General features: G+C 64.6%; 16 protein-coding genes and 1 tRNA gene. 10 read left to right on the plus strand and 7 right to left on the minus strand.

Annotation, left to right across the window (positions count from 1 at the left end; genetic code table 11):
- The first annotated feature begins 132 nt into the window (after positions 1 to 132).
- From ACIPUD_RS10135 to ACIPUD_RS10155, 5 genes are all read left to right on the plus strand, one after another.
- Positions 133 to 1,308 carry a zinc-dependent alcohol dehydrogenase gene (locus ACIPUD_RS10135; protein WP_018455218.1) on the plus strand — a complete coding sequence of 392 codons (1,176 nt, stop codon included), beginning with the start codon at positions 133 to 135 and terminating at the stop codon, positions 1,306 to 1,308.
- Between the two features lie 12 nt (positions 1,309 to 1,320).
- The gene (locus ACIPUD_RS10140) at positions 1,321 to 1,863 is read left to right on the plus strand and encodes a hypothetical protein (RefSeq protein WP_018455219.1); all 543 of its coding nucleotides are present in this window, start codon (positions 1,321 to 1,323) and stop codon (positions 1,861 to 1,863) included.
- Between the two features lie 27 nt (positions 1,864 to 1,890).
- Positions 1,891 to 3,495: an alpha-amylase family glycosyl hydrolase gene (locus tag ACIPUD_RS10145; RefSeq protein ID WP_018455220.1), complete on the plus strand. Its 1,605-nt coding sequence runs from the start codon at positions 1,891 to 1,893 to the stop codon at positions 3,493 to 3,495.
- Between the two features lie 143 nt (positions 3,496 to 3,638).
- A complete protein-coding gene (locus ACIPUD_RS10150) occupies positions 3,639 to 3,818 on the plus strand; it encodes a hypothetical protein (RefSeq protein WP_018455222.1) in 180 nt (59 codons plus the stop codon).
- Positions 3,815 to 4,975 (plus strand): DUF305 domain-containing protein, encoded by a 1,161-nt coding sequence (locus ACIPUD_RS10155; RefSeq protein WP_446480496.1) that lies wholly within the window; start codon positions 3,815 to 3,817, stop codon positions 4,973 to 4,975. The genes ACIPUD_RS10150 and ACIPUD_RS10155 overlap by 4 nt, the downstream gene beginning before the upstream one ends.
- Before the next feature lie 12 nt (positions 4,976 to 4,987).
- On the opposite strand, the gene ACIPUD_RS10160 is transcribed toward ACIPUD_RS10155, so the two are convergent.
- Together ACIPUD_RS10160 and ACIPUD_RS10165 are read right to left on the minus strand one after the other, a co-directional pair.
- Entirely contained in the window at positions 4,988 to 5,596 is a 609-nt protein-coding gene (locus tag ACIPUD_RS10160; protein WP_018455224.1) for a cysteine hydrolase family protein, read from the minus strand.
- A gap of 34 nt (positions 5,597 to 5,630) precedes the next feature.
- On the minus strand, positions 5,631 to 7,952 hold the full coding sequence (locus ACIPUD_RS10165) for an FdhF/YdeP family oxidoreductase (protein ID WP_446480497.1): 2,322 nt from the start codon (positions 7,950 to 7,952) through the stop codon (positions 5,631 to 5,633).
- A gap of 217 nt (positions 7,953 to 8,169) precedes the next feature.
- On the opposite strand from ACIPUD_RS10165, the gene fdhD reads away from it, so the two are divergent.
- Entirely contained in the window at positions 8,170 to 8,943 is a 774-nt protein-coding gene (gene fdhD, locus ACIPUD_RS10170; protein ID WP_446480498.1) for a formate dehydrogenase accessory sulfurtransferase FdhD, read from the plus strand.
- Between the two features lie 189 nt (positions 8,944 to 9,132).
- Here the strand turns inward: fdhD and ACIPUD_RS10175 are convergent.
- Together ACIPUD_RS10175 and ACIPUD_RS10180 are read right to left on the minus strand one after the other, a co-directional pair.
- Positions 9,133 to 9,217, minus strand: a tRNA-Leu gene (locus ACIPUD_RS10175).
- A 202-nt stretch (positions 9,218 to 9,419) separates the two neighbouring features.
- On the minus strand, positions 9,420 to 9,662 hold the full coding sequence (locus tag ACIPUD_RS10180) for a FliM/FliN family flagellar motor switch protein (protein WP_085351347.1): 243 nt from the start codon (positions 9,660 to 9,662) through the stop codon (positions 9,420 to 9,422).
- 79 nt (positions 9,663 to 9,741) lie between these two features.
- Here ACIPUD_RS10180 and lipB point away from each other — a divergent pair, with 79 nt between their 5' ends.
- Positions 9,742 to 10,476, plus strand: coding sequence for a lipoyl(octanoyl) transferase LipB (lipB, locus tag ACIPUD_RS10185; protein WP_446480499.1), 735 nt, complete (start codon positions 9,742 to 9,744; stop codon positions 10,474 to 10,476).
- Between the two features lie 184 nt (positions 10,477 to 10,660).
- Positions 10,661 to 11,374, plus strand: coding sequence for a DNA helicase (locus ACIPUD_RS10190; RefSeq protein WP_446480500.1), 714 nt, complete (start codon positions 10,661 to 10,663; stop codon positions 11,372 to 11,374).
- 61 nt (positions 11,375 to 11,435) lie between these two features.
- Here the strand turns inward: ACIPUD_RS10190 and ACIPUD_RS10195 are convergent, their stop codons facing one another.
- A complete protein-coding gene (locus ACIPUD_RS10195) occupies positions 11,436 to 11,858 on the minus strand; it encodes a tautomerase family protein (protein ID WP_446480501.1) in 423 nt (140 codons plus the stop codon).
- Between the two features lie 112 nt (positions 11,859 to 11,970).
- Here ACIPUD_RS10195 and ACIPUD_RS10200 point away from each other — a divergent pair, with 112 nt between their 5' ends.
- Both ACIPUD_RS10200 and ACIPUD_RS10205 read left to right on the plus strand, forming a co-directional pair.
- Positions 11,971 to 12,825 (plus strand): LysR family transcriptional regulator, encoded by an 855-nt coding sequence (locus ACIPUD_RS10200; RefSeq protein ID WP_446480502.1) that lies wholly within the window; start codon positions 11,971 to 11,973, stop codon positions 12,823 to 12,825.
- A gap of 147 nt (positions 12,826 to 12,972) precedes the next feature.
- Positions 12,973 to 14,493, plus strand: a complete 1,521-nt coding sequence (locus ACIPUD_RS10205; RefSeq protein WP_085351344.1) for a PAS domain-containing sensor histidine kinase — start codon at positions 12,973 to 12,975, stop codon at positions 14,491 to 14,493.
- Between the two features lie 8 nt (positions 14,494 to 14,501).
- Here the strand turns inward: ACIPUD_RS10205 and ACIPUD_RS10210 are convergent, their stop codons facing one another.
- A complete protein-coding gene (locus ACIPUD_RS10210; protein WP_007603158.1) occupies positions 14,502 to 14,801 on the minus strand; it encodes an acylphosphatase in 300 nt (99 codons plus the stop codon).
- Entirely contained in the window at positions 14,798 to 15,664 is an 867-nt protein-coding gene (locus ACIPUD_RS10215) for an isocitrate lyase/PEP mutase family protein (protein WP_446480503.1), read from the minus strand. Before ACIPUD_RS10215 ends, ACIPUD_RS10210 begins: the two co-directional genes overlap by 4 nt.
- Between the last annotated feature and the right edge of the window lie 123 nt (positions 15,665 to 15,787).

The following is a 15,787-nucleotide window of genomic DNA, read 5'->3' on the forward strand; positions in this document are numbered from 1 at the left end:
GCTCCAATCACCGCAATGGCCGCTCGTTCCTATCGGGGACGCACGCTGGTGCGGCGCAAAGATTTTGCACTGTGCAATAGCAACCATCGTTCGTTGTTCGACTTGGTTGCCTCGTAGCTCGGGAGAAAAGAGATGAAGGCGCTGGTTTGGCACGGCAAGGAAGACATACGCTGCGACACCGTTACCGATCCGGAAATTCAGGACGCGCGGGATGCCATCATCAAAGTCACGAGCTGCGCCATCTGCGGCTCGGACCTGCACCTCTTTCACAATTACATTCCGGGCATGCTGCCCGGGGACATCATGGGCCACGAGACCATGGGCGAAGTGGTCGAGGTCGGCTCGGGCGTCGACGGCAAGCTGAAGAAGGGCGACCGCATCGTCGTGCCCTTCACAATCATTTGCGGCGAATGCGACCAGTGCAAGCGTGGCAATTTCTCGGTTTGCGAAACCACCAATCGCAAGAGTCATCTCGCTGAAAAAGCGTTTGGTCATTCGGGCGCCGGCCTGTTCGGCTATACGCACCTGACCGGCGGCTATCCCGGCGGCCAGGCCGAATATTTGCGCGTGCCGTTCGCTGACGCCACGCACATCAAGGTGCCCGCGGGCATTCCCGACGAGCAGTTGCTGTTTCTCAGCGACATCTTCCCGACCGGCTGGCAGGCCGCCGTGCAATGCGACATCGAGCCGACCGACACGGTCGCGATCTGGGGCTGCGGTCCCGTGGGGCAGATGGCGATCCGCAGCGCCATCCTCCTCGGCGCCAACCAGGTGATCGCGATCGATTGCCTGCCCGAGCGGCTCAGCATGGCCGAAGCGGGCGGCGCCACCACCATCAACTTCGAAACCGAAAGCGTCCTCGAGCGACTCGAGGAGCTCACCGACGGCAGAGGCCCTGAGAAGTGTATTGATTGCGTCGGGATGGAGTCGCATGTGATGGCGTCCCTGCCCGACACGCTGCTCGACCGCGCCAAGCAGATGGTCATGGTGGAGAGCGACCGGCCGCATGTGCTGCGCGAGATGATCTATGTCTGCCGGCCCGGCGGCATCATTTCGGTGGCAGGCGTGTACAGCGGATTCTCCGACATGCTGCCGATGGGCGCCTTCATGAACAAGGGCCTGACGATGCGCACCGGCCAGACCCACGTCAACCGCTGGACCGACGACCTGCTCCATCGCATCGAGGAAGGTCAGATCGATCCGTCCTTCGTCATCACCCACACCGTCCCGCTTAGCCAAGGCCCCGAGATGTACCAGGTGTTTCGCGACAAGCGCGACTCCTGCGTCAAGGTCGTGCTGAAGCCCTGAGGAGCAAGACCCATGTTTCATTTCTCCAACATCGTTCGCACCAAGGGCGACCCGAAAATCGTCGAGGGCGGCCCGAGCCTGAAGCGGCCCGAAGACCAGCTCGCCCGTGCGCTCGGCTGGTTCAGCATCGGTCTCGGCGTCGTGGAATTCTTCGCGCCGCGGCGCGTCACGGAAACGCTGGGCATGGAGGGCCATGAGACGCTGGTCCGCACCTTCGGCCTGCGCGAGATCCTGGCCGGGGTCATGACGCTCTCGGTCGAGAAGAACGCCGGCCTGTGGGCCCGCGTCGGCGGCGACGGCCTCGATGCCGCCGCGCTGCTCTCGGGGCTGACCGCGGACAATCCCAAAAAGGGCAATATCGCGCTGGCGCTGCTGATGGTCGGCGGCATCGCGATGCTCGATTACCGCGCCGCGCAGGACACCAAGCCGCAGCGGCCGCAGCGCGACGCACGGCGCAAGCTGTATCCGAACCGCAGCGGCTTTCCCAAGGGCATCGAGAGCGCCCGAACCGCGGCCAAGCAGATCGCAGCGCACGCCGCGACGGAACGGACCTGAGAACGCGCGACGAGGTGATGCAAGACAATGAGCGAAGCGTCCCGTAACGAAGGTGCGTGGTGGGAATCCGCCGTCATCTACGAAATCGCACTGATCTCGTTCCAGGACTCGGACGGCGACGGCAAGGGTGATCTCGCCGGCCTGACATCCCGCATCGACTATCTGAAATGGCTCGGCGTCGACGCGGTGTGGCTGACGCCGGTCTACAAGAGCCCGTTTCGCGACCTGGGCTACGACATCTCCGACTACTGCTCGATCGATCCTGCGTTCGGCAGCCTCGAGGCGTTCGACCGCCTGCTCAAGGCCCTGCACGCGGCGGATATCCGCGTGATCCTCGATCTCGTGCCCAATCATACCGCGAACGATCACGCATGGTTCGTCGAGAGCAGCAGCTCACGGAACAGCGCGAAGGCCGATTGGTACATCTGGGCCGACGCAGCCGAGAACGGCGGCCCGCCCAACAACTGGCTGAGCCGCTTCGGCGGCAGCGGCTGGGAATGGTGCGAGGCGCGGCGGCAATATTACTATCACTCCTTCCTGGTCGAGCAGCCTGATCTGAACTGGCGCAACCCGCAACTGCGCGCCGCGATCGCCGACGTCATGCGCTTCTGGCTCGATCGCGGCGTCGACGGCTTTCGCGTCGATGCCAGCGCGGTCCTGATCAAGGACGCGCTGCTGCGCGACAATCCGCATAACCCGCAAGCGAAAGGCAAGCCGCCGCCGCAGCGCCAGACGCCCGTCTTTACCGACGACCGGCCGGAGACGATGGATTGCATCGAATTCATTCGCGAGGTGATCGACGGCTATCCAGGGCGGATGTTGTGCGGTGAAGTCCAAGGCAAGACCGACCGCATCGGCCACTTCTACGGCAACGACCGACCGCGCCTGCATCTGCCCCTCAATTTCGCACTGCTGGACTCGCAATGGGACGCGCTGTCCCTGCAAGCAACGATCGACGCGTATTTCAACGCCATCCCGGATCATGCATGGCCGGTCTGGGTGATCGGTGGTCACGACAAGCAACGGATCGCGAGCCAAATCGGCGAGCCGCAAATGCGCGTGCTGGCGATGCTGCTGATGACGCTGCGGGGAACGCCCTTCTTCTTCATGGGCGACGAGATCGGCCGCAAGCGCGTTCCCATTCCGCCCGACCGCGTCCACGATCCCTTCGAGAAGCTCGTGCCGGGGTATGGCCTTTGCCGCGATCCCGAACGCGCGCCGATGCGATGGGATGACAGCAGCAACGGCGGCTTTACAACCGGCGATCCATGGCTGCCGCTCGAGCCGCGCGACGGCGCGGCCAACGTGGCCGCGCAGCAGCGCGACCCACGTTCGATCCTGGCGCTGTTTCGCGCGCTGATGCGACTGCGGCGCGAGCGCGCGTGCCTGCGCCACGGCGGCTACGAGCCCCTACGCGCGCAGAACGACGTTCTTGCCTACAGGCGGACGGATGGCGGCAAGGAAATTCTGGTCGCGCTCAACATTGCCGCCGAGCCGCGGAAATTGCATTGGCAAGGTCGCGGCCGCCTGCTGATGTCGACGCATCTCGACCTGCCATCCGAGCCGCTGCCGGACGCCTCCATCCTGCTCCGCGGCAATGAAGGCGTGATCATCGAACTCGAGCCACGGTGACGGCCGAGGAACCATCCGCGCGTCAGAGAGTCTCATCAACGCCTCCGACGTCCCCCCTGCCGGAGGCTGAATAGACGAAACCGCAGCCCCGGCGCTCACCCCCTTCAAGCGCCGGGGTGGCGGCGTGAGCCAGGAGGCGGATCATGAGCAAGACCAAGGGCCTCGGTCAGCGGATCGCCGGCAAGACGAAACAGGCCGTCGGCGAGATCGTCGGGGATCAGGATCTCCATGAGGAAGGCAAGCAGCAAGCGGAGCGCGGCCGGGACGAACAGAGCAAGCCGAGCGAGCTCAATCCGTTGAAGAAACTCAATCAGCTGACGTGAACGCCGCCGCGCCGTCAGCCATTTCCAAGTCAATTCGCACCGGTGATGAAGCCGCCTCACGGCGACGCTCGCGCTGGGTCGCCGCTGCCGAACTCGGCCTGGTCAGCAGCACCTTCTCGACCATCGTCAGCCAGCTCTTCGCCGCGCGCATCGGACGCGATGCCGCCGTCGACTGGATGACGGTCGCCGCCATCCCCGCGCGCGATTGGGCGATCAGCGCAGAGCCGTCGTGGAGCGCGATCCTTGTCGGGATCGCCTTCCACCAATGGGCGGACTTCTCCTGGGCTCTGGTGTTCTTCGGTGTGCTCGGGCGCTGGACCGCCGACCTGCGGCCGCTGACGATCCTGCTGCTCGCGCTGCCCTGGGCCGTGTTCTCGTCAAGCATGGAATGGTTCGTGCTGGTGCCCCTGTTTCCGTTTTGGCAACCGCTGTTCACGCTGCAGCAGCCCTACTGGATCGGCCTGCTCGTCCACGGCTCCTCGGCCGTGATGTACCCCCTGTTTGCCCGGCTGCGCTGGACCGGGGGAGCAGCACCCGCGCGCGATGTTCGCTTCACCAATGCCTGGATCACCGGCGCGCTGGCTTTGATCGCACTGCTCGGCGCGGCTGCCTTGTTCGGCAGCCATGGTTACGAGCCGCAGTGGGCGGGCCGCGACAGGGACGCGGACCAGACTTACATCCGCCACATGACTGCGCATCACGCCCAGGGCATCGCGCTGGCCCGGATCGCCACCGAGCGCGCGCAGGACCCGCATCTGCGAAAGCTGGCGATGCTGATGGTCGCAAGCCAGACCGGCGAGAACCGGATTTTCGAGACGTGGTGGCTGAGCTGGTTCGACACCGAGATGCCCGATTGCAGCTCGGACGAACGTGCCGCCATGCCGGGCTTGCTGACACAGGCCGAGATGCGACAGGTCAAGGCCGCGCCGGCGGACCAATTCGACACGGTGTTCGTCGAGACGATGAGCAAGCATCACGCAGGCGCGGTCAGGATGGCCGACCAGATGTGGCATAGCCGCGGCGATCTGCGCCTGCGTGTGATGGCCCACGCCATCCGCCATGAGCAACAGGGCGAGATCGCGCTGATGCACGGCGCCAGCGGCATTGCCGCCGTCGCCGCCGCCTTCCGCAACATGCTCGGCGACAATGTCAATTGAGCGGGTCGTGCCCTACTCGCGCCAGAACTCCGCCAATTCCTCGGCGGTCATCAGATCGACCTGGCCGTGAAAGCGGGTGCGATACATCGTCATCAGCGCATCATGGCCGACGTCGGACGAGCTGCACAGCGCATCCTCGACGATGACGACCCTGAAGCCGAGATCGACGGCGCTCAGGACCGTCGAGAGCACGCAGACGTCCGTCTCCGCCCCGGTGATGACGACCGTGCCGACGTTCTTGTCGATCAGCAGGCTCGCGAGGCCAGGATTGCTGAACGCGGAATAGGCCGGCTTGTCGATGACGGCAGCCGGCGGAACGAAGCGGCTCAGAGCCGGCACGAGTTCGAGCCCGGATGGCGGCAGATGTTTGCGGGTCGCTTCGCGCCAGCGACGAAAATAGCGCTGCCACTGTCCGGGACGATCTTCCGGATCTTCCGGCGTGATGAATCGCGTGAAGATCGTTCTGGCCTGATGGCGCGAAACGATCGAGGCGATCGTCGGCAACACTCGCGCCATCCATGGCGTCTCCCAAAGGCCACCCGGAGCGAAGATGTTCTGCATGTCGATGCACAAGTGAACGGCGTCGCTGATGTCGGTCACGTCCGACGCGCTGTCTCTCATCGTCCTTCACTCCTGTGGGCGTGATCGACGGCGTTCACGACGCCGAGATCGGAGCCTCTCCGGCCTCGACGATCTCTGGAAGGATGTCCTTGAACAGACGCACCGGAATGGATTTTGCCGCAGGGACCTTGCTGCCCTCCGCGTAATGCCAGAGCGGAATGAGCACGTTGCACTCCGGATAATAAGCCGCAATGCTCCTGCGCGGGATGCCATAGGGGACGATTTGGAGTTCGCTCAGGCTGCGTTCGACACCGTCGCCCGCCTCCGTCACCAGCGTGACGGTATCTCCTGCTTTCAACCCGTCTCCCTCCATGTCGGCGGGATTCATGAACACGACGTAGCGGCCGCCCTCGATGCCGCGAAAGCGATCGCCTTCGGCGTAGATCGTCGTATTGAACTGCCCGTCCGCGCGCAGTGTCATCAGCTCATAGACGCGGTCGGTCTCGCGCGGCGGCGCGAAGGCCGACTTCGGAACGGTGAAGTTGGCCTTGCCGTTCGGGGTCTTCCACTTCCGCTCGCGCGCCGCGAGCGGCCGCGCAAATCCGCCGGGTTCGAACATGCGCGCATTGAAGTCCTTGAACTGGTCGGGATAGGTGCGCTCGATGGCGTCCCGAACCCGCGAATAGTCGGCGACCCAGGCGTCCCAATCGATCTTGGGGTTGGGCTTCAACGTTGCCTTTGCCAGGGCGGCGACGATCGCCGGCTCCGACAGGAGATGGTCGGCCACCGGCTTGCGCTGGCCGCGCGATCCGTGAATGCAGGTGGTGGAATCCTCCATCGACACCGCTTGTGCGCCGCTGGCCTGCCGGTCGATCTCGATCCGGCCGAGGCACGGCAGCAGATAAGTGACCTCGCCCGGCACGAGGTGGGTCCGGTTGAGCTTGGTCGCGATCTGCACCGACAGGCGCAGGCCGGACCAGGCGGACTCCATCAGGGACCGCTCCGGAACGGCGCGCAGGAAATTGCCGCCGAGGCCGACGAAGCCGCGAACGTCGCCTTTCAGAATACCCTGGCAGGCGTCGACGGTGGACAGTCCCTCCCACCGCGGCGGCTCGAAACCGTAAAGCTCCGCAAGCTTGTCGAGCGGCACCAGCTTGGTCTTCTCGGAGATGCCGACGGTGCGCTGGCCCTGCACGTTGGAGTGGCCCCGGATCGGCAAAATGCCCGCGCCCGGCTTGCCGATATTGCCGCGAAGCAGCAGCAGGTTGACGATCATCTTGTTCGTCTCGACGCCGTGCTTGTGCTGGGTGATGCCCATGCCGTAATTGGCGATCACAGCCTTGGCTTCCATATAGGTGTTCGCGGCTTCGCGCAGCGCACCGCGCGAAAGCCCCGAGGCCCGTTCGATCTCGTCCCAATCCTGTGTACGACAGAATGCGGCGAACTCCTCGAAGCCGGCCGTGTGCTGCTGGATGAATTCGACATCCACCACGCGCGCAGCTTCATTCTTGCGCGCGAGGTCGTCCGCCTCGATCACCCATTTGCAAATCCCGACGATCGCCGCAGCATCACCGCCGACCCGCACCTGATAATATTGCGAGCTGATGCGCGTGCCGCCGGCGATCATCTGGACCGGATTTTGCGGATTGACGAAACGCTCCAGGCCGCGCTCGCGCAGCGGATTGAAAGATATGATCGGCACGCCGCGCTGCGCCGCCTCCTGGAGCGGATGCAGCATGCGCGGCGCATTGGTGGTCGTGTTGTGGCCGAAGAAGAAGATGCAACCGGTAGTCTCGAAATCCTCCAGCAGAACGGTCCCGACCGGAACTCCGATCACCTCCGGCAGCGCCACCGACGTGGTTTCGTGGCACATGTTCGAGCTGTCGGGGAAATTGTTGGTGCCGTACATGCGGCCGAATAATTGGTACATGTAGCTGGTTTCGAGCGAGGCACGTCCAGACGTGTACATCACGACCGAACGGGGATCGAGCCGGTTCAGCTCGGCGCCGATAGCCGCAAAGGCCTCCTCCCAGTCGACCGGCAGATATTTGTCGCTTGCCCTGTCGTAACGCATCGGCGTCGTCAGGCGCCCCTGCTCCTCCAACTGATGATCGGACCAAGTTCGTAGTTCAGCCAGCGTATGTTGCGCAAAGAACTCCGGTGTCACGGTCTTGCGCGTAATCTCCCAGGCGGTCGCCTTGGCGCCGTTTTCGCAGAATTCCAGTGGACGCGGCTTGGCCGGCTTGGCCCATGAGCAGCTCACGCACATGAATCCGTCCGGCTTGTTCTGCTTGAGCAGGATCTCGCTGCCGAGAACGGCGACCTCTTCCTGTGTCAGGATACTGGCAACGGCTTTGAGCGATCCCCAGCCGCCTGCCGGCGCATCATAGTTCTCGACCTTTGCCTTTTGCCGCATGGCGTTTTCCTTCAATCGCAGGCCCTGCACGCAAAACCCGAGATGGGATGGCAAGTTCCAAGCGTTCGGAACCTTGCTCCGGTTCGTGCGTCGATGAATCGACGTAGGACGAACACCCATGCACGGCTCTCGATCCGGCGCACACGATCGCGCATCCACGCCCACGGCATCCATGAAAATGCCCCGGCTGACGTCGAGCGGAACGCGGGATGAGCGGATGCTGGCCGAGGAATGTCCCGTGGCACTCGTCTACGACGGAACGACCGTCGCCGTTGTGATGGCAACTCCCGCCGATCTGACCGATCTTGCTGTGGGATTCAGCCTGACCGAAGGGATCATCGGGGACATCGGCGAGATCGAGGAGCTCACGGTCATCCCCGGTCGCGACGGCATCGAACTGCGGCTATGGCTGCGACCGAACGCCGGGCGCCGCCTGAAGGAGCGCCGGCGACATCTGGTCGGGCCGACGGGTTGCGGCCTGTGCGGCATCGACAGCTTGCGGGAAGCCGGGCGGATCGTTCAGTGCGTTGAGCAGCCGGCGAGCCTCACGGCGGAGCAGATCAGCACGGCCGTCGCAACCCTCAGCGAGTCACAGATCCTCAACCACAAGACACGCGCCGCTCACGCCGCGGGTTTTTTCGACCCAGTCGGTAAGACCATGATGGTGCGCGAGGACGTGGGGCGCCACAACGCCCTCGACAAGCTTGCCGGCGCTCTCGCGACGGAAGGACCATCCGGCCGCGCTGGCGCCGTCATTCTCACCAGCCGGATTTCGGTCGAGATGGTGCAAAAAACCGCCGCGATCGGCGCCGGCGTCGTCGTTGCCATGTCTGCACCGACCGCGCTCGCAGTCCGAACGGCCGAAGCCAGCGGGATCACGCTTGTCGGCATAGCGCGGGGCGACGAATTCGAGATCTTCAGCCATCCGGCGAGGGTGTTTAAGCCCGCGGCCACGAAGATCAAGCCGGAGTCTCGACCGCAGGTAAACTAAGGGAACCCGGACATGAGGGGATAGCGAACTTCGCCGCGCTCACCTTCACGCCCGATCGCGCCGACGGAGCGAACCCTCGGCCGGGAGATCGAACATTGAAGACTTGGGAAGGCCCCATCGCGGGGTTCGCGACGCGCGACAACGCGGGCACTGAAGCTCGCGAAAAGATCCTTCGCGTGTCTGTTCGCTTGGTGCGCTCGGAGGGACTCGAACCCCCACGATTTTACTCACTGCCACCTCAAGGCAGCGCGTCTACCAATTCCGCCACGAGCGCTTTGGGGATGCCGGCTTGAGGCTTGAAGGCCAACCGGATCAACGGCGCCGATCTAACAAATCCGCCAGAGGGGTACAAGCCTCCAAAGGTCCTGAATTCCACAAGCTTGGCAGGAAAGTTCCGGCTCCTTGCGCCGGGATCGGCCTTTTTCCGCCTGCCCGGCCGCTACTGCGTGCCCAGGCCGCGACGCGTGCCCGGGCCGCTACCGTGTGCCCGGGACACGTGGCAGCATCTGCTTGACCTCGACCGCGATGCGGTTGCGGTCGACCAGCACGACCCCGGAGGCGACCGGCAAATTATTGGCCAGAACCTTGACCTCGTCGGCCTCGGTTGCGTCCAGCTCGATGATGGCGCCGCGGGAAAGACGCAATACCTGATGAATCGGCATGGTCGTCGTCCCGAGGACGACCATGAGGTCCACGGTGACTTTGTCGAGAGTAGGCACTTCAGCACCACCGCAACTTGGGACTAGGACTAGGGACTGGTATTTGCTCCTGGGATCATCACCCGGTTATGGTTAGCCAATGGTTAATTCGCCCCAACACCCCCGCCAAGAGCTCGATTTGACGCCGTTCGCCTCCACCGGCGAGCCGGCGGAATGGCGGATTTCGGACGCGCCGGTGCCCTATCCGGAGGCGGTCGCCGAAATGGAGGCGCGCGTCGCGGCGATCGCGGCAGGTGAAGCCCCGGAGTTGGTCTGGCTGCTGGAGCACCCCCCGCTCTACACGTCCGGCACCTCGGGCAAGACCACCGACCTGCTCGATGCCCGATTCCCGACCTTTGCCACCGGGCGCGGCGGCCAGCTCACCTATCACGGGCCCGGCCAGCGCGTGGCCTATGTCATGCTTGACCTGAAGCGCCGCCGGCCGGATGTCCGGGCCTATGTCGCGAGCCTGGAGGAGCTGATTCTGCGGACGCTCGCCGCCTTCAACATCGGTGGCGAGCGGCGCGAGGACCGGGTCGGCGTCTGGGTCAAGCGCCCCGACAAGGGACCCGAGCACGAGGACAAGATCGCGGCAATCGGCGTCCGGCTGAAGCGCTGGGTCTCGTTCCACGGCATCGCCATCAATGTCGAGCCGGAGCTGTCGCATTTCGCGGGCATCGTGCCCTGCGGCGTCGCCGATCCCCGCTACGGCGTCACCTCGCTGGTCGATCTCGGCCAGCTCGTGACGATGGCCGATGTCGACGTTGCGCTCCGGCAGGCCTTCGAGGAGCTGTTCGGGCCGACCCGGGCGCTGCTGCCGGAAGCAGCGGCCTAACTTCCGGTCTTCCTCATTCTCGGCAAACCCGGAATCAGCTACCCTCGATTCCGGTGTCGCCCACGCCTCCCCCCTCCGCCGGGAAAGCAGATGTCATGCCGGGCGAATTGATCATCGGACCGACTGTTCGAGCGCCAGGCATAAGGAGGGGTTGCGCTTCAGCTCGCAATGGGAGGTTTTTGCGATGAGACTGTCTGCACCCATCTATCATCTGAAACGAAAAGCGAAGCGCCTGTCCCGCGAGGAAGGCATCCCGCTGCACGATGCGCTCGACCGCGTCGCTGCGACGGAAGGATTTTCCGCATGGAGCATGCTCGCGGCGAAAGCTGCGGCAGCGACGCCGGCCAACCGGCTTTTCCCGCAGTTTCAACCGGGTGACCTGGTGCTGGTGGGCGCGCGTGCCGGCCAGGGCAAGACCCTGATGAGCCTCGGGCTTGCCGTGGAGGCGATGCGGTCGGGCCACCGCGCCGCGTTCTTTTCGCTCGAATACACCGAGAAAGATGTTCTGGATCGCTTTCGGGCGATCGGCGTGGATCTGGCGCAGTTCGAAAAACTCTTCGAGGTCGATTGCTCCGACGCCATCAGTGCCGATTACGTCGTCAAGCAGATGGCCGCAGCACCGCGCGGCACGGTCGTGGTGATCGACTATCTGCAGCTGCTGGACCAGCGGCGGGAAAATCCCGACCTCACCGTTCAGGTGCGCGCGTTGAAATCATTCGCGCGCGACAAGGGATTGATCGTCGTCTTCATCTCGCAGATCGACCGCTCCTATGATCCCTCGCTCAAACCCTGCCCTGACCTGGACGATGTCAGGCTGCCGAACCCGCTCGATTTGAAGCTGTTCGACAAGACCTGTTTCCTGAACAAGGACGAAGTTCAGTTTCGCATAGCGAGCTGACGATCAGGAGGCCCAACCGGTTCAAGCCGCGGGTGCGGTTATTCACCCGCGGCCTCCCTCCTCACGCCTTCTTCGGCGAAACCTCGAGCTTGCCGGCGATGTAGCGCCGCTCCTGGGTCAGGCCGCCAAAGCCATAGGCGTCGCCCTTGACCTCGTCGACATGCAGATAGGTCTCGTGATGCAGCGGGCCCAGGATCCCGGCCATGCGCTGGAACATCGCGGCGAGATAGGCGGCCTTCTCGTCCTTGGTGTTGGTGCCTTCGCTGACGTGAATGTCGATCCAGTAGCTCGCAAGCTTTTGCTCTGCGAGCGACTTGCCGCCAGCGAACCAGTCGCCCGCCTCCACCGACTTCACGATGACGGCCGTGACCTCAGGATCCTTGTGCAGGATTTTTGCGGTGAGCTCGGACACGGCGCTCGCGATGTCGGCCTTCAGCGAGGGCGACTGGCGGGAGGTGGTGTAGGACACGGTGATGAGCGGCATGGTCGTTCTCCTCGGATGTCGCGCAGGTGTTGCGCGGCGTTCATGAGAAGCTAGACCCGCCACCGACATTTTGGTATCTTATCTCTGTTGATACCAGTGATAAGACATCGTAATGACAGCAACGCTCGACATCGCCACCGTCCAGGCCTTCCTGCTGGTCGCCGACCTCCAGAATTTTACGCGGACCGCTGAAGCGCTCGGCACGACCCAGGCGGCTGTCAGCCTCAAGCTGCAACGGCTGGAGACGCTGCTGGGAAAACGTCTCGTCGAGCGCTCGCCGCGCGCGGTCCGGCTCACGGCAGACGGCGCGACGTTCCTGGAGCGCGCCCGCGCGCTGATCGCGGCGCATGACCGCGCGCTATCGGGCGAGGCCTCAGTCGCGCAGTCGCTCTCGCTCGGCATCTCCGACCATGCTGCGGGGCCGGAGCTGGTACCCCTGCTCGAACGCCTGCATGCGATCTCGTCGAACCTCACGCTTGCCGTCATCATCGGCTTCTCGCGCGAGATGCAGGAGGCCTATGATGCGGGCCGACTGGATGCGGTGATCGTGCGCCAGGAAGGCAGCCGGCGCGGCGGAGAGACGCTGGCCGAGGACGAATTCGGCTGGTTCGCGTCACGACGCTTCACCGTGCCAAAGGGGCAGCCTTTGCCGCTCGCGACGCTCGCCCCGCCCTGCGGCGTCCGCGCCATCGCCGTGCGCGCGCTCGACAAGGCCGGCCTGAAATGGCGTGAGCGCTTCGTCGGCGGCGGCGTCACCGCCGTGGTTGCAGCCGCGCTCGCCGGACTTGCAATCGCGCCGCTGGCGCGACGGATCGCGCCGGCAGGCCTGGTCGACGTCGGCCCCGCCCACAAGCTGCCGAAACTCGGCAGCTCAAAGGTGATGCTCCATTCGAAGGTCAGCGATCCCGCAAAGCTTGGGGCGCTGCGTGCGGTGGCGGCGACGTTCCGGAGCGTGGCGGCGGTCTGACGCGCACGGCTTTCCGGCTCGAATGCGGGCGAGCGTCTGCTGGCTTGCGTCCTGCATACGGACGCGCAATGTTGCCTAAAAATGTTCCAACCTCCGGGAACAATCCGCCACCTACTGCGTTTGCCCCCGTTGAGGCAGGGTCCGGGAATGGTCGAGAAGTCTAGTCAGCAGAGGGATTTGTTCGAAAGCGAACGCAGTTTCCGCCTGTTAGTTGAAGGAGTTGCGGACTACGCACTCTACATGCTGGATCCCACCGGGAGAATCACCAGCTGGAACATTGGCGGCGAGCGCATCAAGGGCTATTCACCCGGGGAGATCCTCGGCCAGCACTTTTCCCGGTTCTACACCGAGACCGACCGCGCCAACGGCAAGCCCGCACGTGCGCTCGGCATCGCGCGGGAAAAGGGCCGCTACGAGGAGGAAGGCTGGCGCGTCCGCAAGGACGGCACCTTCTTCTGGGCCAGCGTCGTGATCGATCCGATCTACGAGGCCGGCGAGCTGGTCGGCTTCGCCAAGATCACGCGCGACATCACCGAGCGGCGCAATACCCAGCTCAAGCTCGAGGCGATGCAGAAGCAGCTCGCCGAATCCCAGAAATTCGACGCGCTCGGCCAGCTCACCGGCGGGGTCGCCCACGATTTCAACAACCTCCTGATGATCATCAGCGGCAGCCTCCACATGCTGAAACGAGGGGCCGACGACGAAGCCAAGCTTCAGCGCGCGATCTCGGCCATCGAGACCGCTACCAGGCGCGGCGCCGCGCTAACCAACCAGCTCCTCACCTTCGCGCGGCGGCAGAGCGTCAATCCGCAGGCGATCGACTTCGCCGACCGCATCGCGGCGATCCGCGAGGTACTCGATGCCGGCGTCGGCAGCTCCGTGCGCCTGGCTTTCGACGTCAGCGACGACGTCTGGCCGATCAGGACCGACGTTTCCGAGCTCGAGACCGCGCTGCTCAACCTTGTCATCAATGCCCGCGACGCGATGCCCGACGGAGGCACGGTGACGATCGCAGCGCGCAATCTCGTGCTCGACGAGGACCCCCTCGTGGGCGAATTCATCGCGATCGACGTCACCGATACCGGCCTCGGCATTCCCTCCGACGTTCTCGACAAGATCTTCGAGCCGTTCTTCACGACCAAGGCGATCGGAAAAGGCACTGGCCTCGGTCTCTCCCAGGTGCACGGCTTCGCCCATCAGGCCGGCGGCACGGTCCGGGTCGCGAGCGCGCTCGGCAAGGGCACGACCTTCACTATCCTGCTGCCGCGCGGAGAAGACGAGCCATCGCGCGAGGCGGCGGGAGAACCGGCGTTCCAAGGCAGCGGCACGGTGCTGCTGGTCGAGGACAATCCGGACGTCGCCGCCGTCAGCATCGGTCTTCTGGAGCAGCTCGGCTATCAGGTGCGCCGGGTCGCGGACGCCGAAGCCGCCTTGAGCGAGATCGAGAAGAACGGCGTCGACTTCGTGTTCTCGGATATCGTCATGCCCGGCAAGATGGACGGGCTCAGCCTCGCCCATCACCTCCGCCAGATCCGCCCCGGCCTGCCGATTCTGCTCGCCACCGGCTACAGCGAAGTCGCCGCAGGCGTGCGCGGCGATTTCCCGATTCTGCGCAAGCCCTACGAAATCCACGAATTGAGCGAAGCGATCGCCAAGCTGCCACGGTGATTCTTTAGCTACACCGTCGGCAACACCGAAAACGCCTCGCCTGCCCGGCGCAAGTTCAGTTCATCGACGTCAGCCGTCTCGCTGGTGACGCTGTCGACGCGCGAGGACGGCGGGCCGTGGCGGCACAGCGCAACCATGTCCGCGACGTGCTTCGGCGGCCCCGCGAACAGCGCTTCGACGCTGCCGTCACGGCGGTTGCGGACCCAGCCTTCGAGACCGCACGTCGTCGCCTGATACTCGAGCCAGGCCCGGTAGCCTACCCCCTGCACGCGGCCGCGGATCATGACCTGGAGGATCGCCCGGCTCATTGTTTCAGTCCGAGGACATCGGCGCTCCGCGCCTTGACGTCGGCCTCCCGCGTGACGCGGCTGGTCAAGTCCGACGATGGGAGACCTTTGAGATTCTTCGGCGCAGTGCCGTCGCGTAGCGCCTTCTGCGTCTCGTAGACGGCCTGCGTTGCGGCCGCGATCGGCGCGTGGCCCTGAAGCGCGATGCGCACGCGCTGGCCAGCGAGGTATTCGAGCACGTTCAACTCCTCCGGCGCGCCGCCGAGCACGATCGGAAGGCGCGTCGCAGACACGATGGCCTCGAGCTCGGCGCGCGACTTGATGCCGGTGAAGAACAGCGCGTCGACGCCGGTAGCCTCATAAGCTCTGGCGCGGCGGCTCGCATCCTCGATCGAGGTGATCGAGGCCGCACCGGTGCGGCCCATGATGACGAGCGAGGGGTCGCCGCGGCCGTCGATTGCCGCCTTCATCTTGCCGACGCCCTCCTCGAGCGAGATCAGCTGCGTCTTCGCTTCGCCAAAGCCAGCCGGCAGCAGCGTGTCCTCGATGGTGAGGCCGGCGGCGCCCGCCGTTTCCAGCTCCTGCACCGTGCGACGCACGTTGAGCGCGTTGCCATAGCCGTGATCGGCATCGACCAACACCGGAAGCGCTGCAGCACGCGACATCCGCCGCATCTGCTCGGCAAGTTCCGTGAGCGTGATCAGCGTGATGTCGGGGTCGCCGAGCACCGCGAGCGAAGCCACCGAGCCGCCGAACATGCCGAGCGGGAAACCGAGATCCTCGGCGATGCGGATCGAGATGGCGTCGTAGACCGAGCCGGGATGGACGCACGTCCCGCCCGACAGGATCGATCGCAGTTTTTCGCGGCGGGAACGAAAGGCCATGGTGAAGTCTCGGTTAGGTCACGGAGGCCGCAGCATACTCCGTCATTGCGAGCGAAGCGAAGCAATCCAGAAATGCATCCGCAGAGACAGACTGGATTGCTTCGTCGCGGAGCCTGTCATCGG

The sequence above is a fragment of the Bradyrhizobium sp. CAR08 genome (assembly GCF_052871955.1).

Bases quoted from the DNA above. Each gene is read 5' to 3' on its own strand.
- ACIPUD_RS10135 (WP_018455218.1), top strand. From the start codon at position 133: ATGAAGGCGCTGGTTTGGCACGGCAAGGAAGACATACGCTGCGACACC.
- ACIPUD_RS10140 (WP_018455219.1), top strand. From the start codon at position 1,321: ATGTTTCATTTCTCCAACATCGTTCGCACCAAGGGCGACCCGAAAATC.
- ACIPUD_RS10145 (WP_018455220.1), top strand. From the start codon at position 1,891: ATGAGCGAAGCGTCCCGTAACGAAGGTGCGTGGTGGGAATCCGCCGTC.
- ACIPUD_RS10150 (WP_018455222.1), top strand. From the start codon at position 3,639: ATGAGCAAGACCAAGGGCCTCGGTCAGCGGATCGCCGGCAAGACGAAA.
- ACIPUD_RS10160 (WP_018455224.1), bottom strand. From the start codon at position 5,596: ATGAGAGACAGCGCGTCGGACGTGACCGACATCAGCGACGCCGTTCAC.
- ACIPUD_RS10165 (WP_446480497.1), bottom strand. From the start codon at position 7,952: ATGCGGCAAAAGGCAAAGGTCGAGAACTATGATGCGCCGGCAGGCGGC.
- fdhD (WP_446480498.1), top strand. From the start codon at position 8,170: ATGCTGGCCGAGGAATGTCCCGTGGCACTCGTCTACGACGGAACGACC.
- lipB (WP_446480499.1), top strand. From the start codon at position 9,742: ATGGTTAATTCGCCCCAACACCCCCGCCAAGAGCTCGATTTGACGCCG.
- ACIPUD_RS10190 (WP_446480500.1), top strand. From the start codon at position 10,661: ATGAGACTGTCTGCACCCATCTATCATCTGAAACGAAAAGCGAAGCGC.
- ACIPUD_RS10195 (WP_446480501.1), bottom strand. From the start codon at position 11,858: ATGCCGCTCATCACCGTGTCCTACACCACCTCCCGCCAGTCGCCCTCG.
- ACIPUD_RS10200 (WP_446480502.1), top strand. From the start codon at position 11,971: ATGACAGCAACGCTCGACATCGCCACCGTCCAGGCCTTCCTGCTGGTC.
- ACIPUD_RS10205 (WP_085351344.1), top strand. From the start codon at position 12,973: ATGGTCGAGAAGTCTAGTCAGCAGAGGGATTTGTTCGAAAGCGAACGC.
- ACIPUD_RS10210 (WP_007603158.1), bottom strand. From the start codon at position 14,801: ATGAGCCGGGCGATCCTCCAGGTCATGATCCGCGGCCGCGTGCAGGGG.
- ACIPUD_RS10215 (WP_446480503.1), bottom strand. From the start codon at position 15,664: ATGGCCTTTCGTTCCCGCCGCGAAAAACTGCGATCGATCCTGTCGGGC.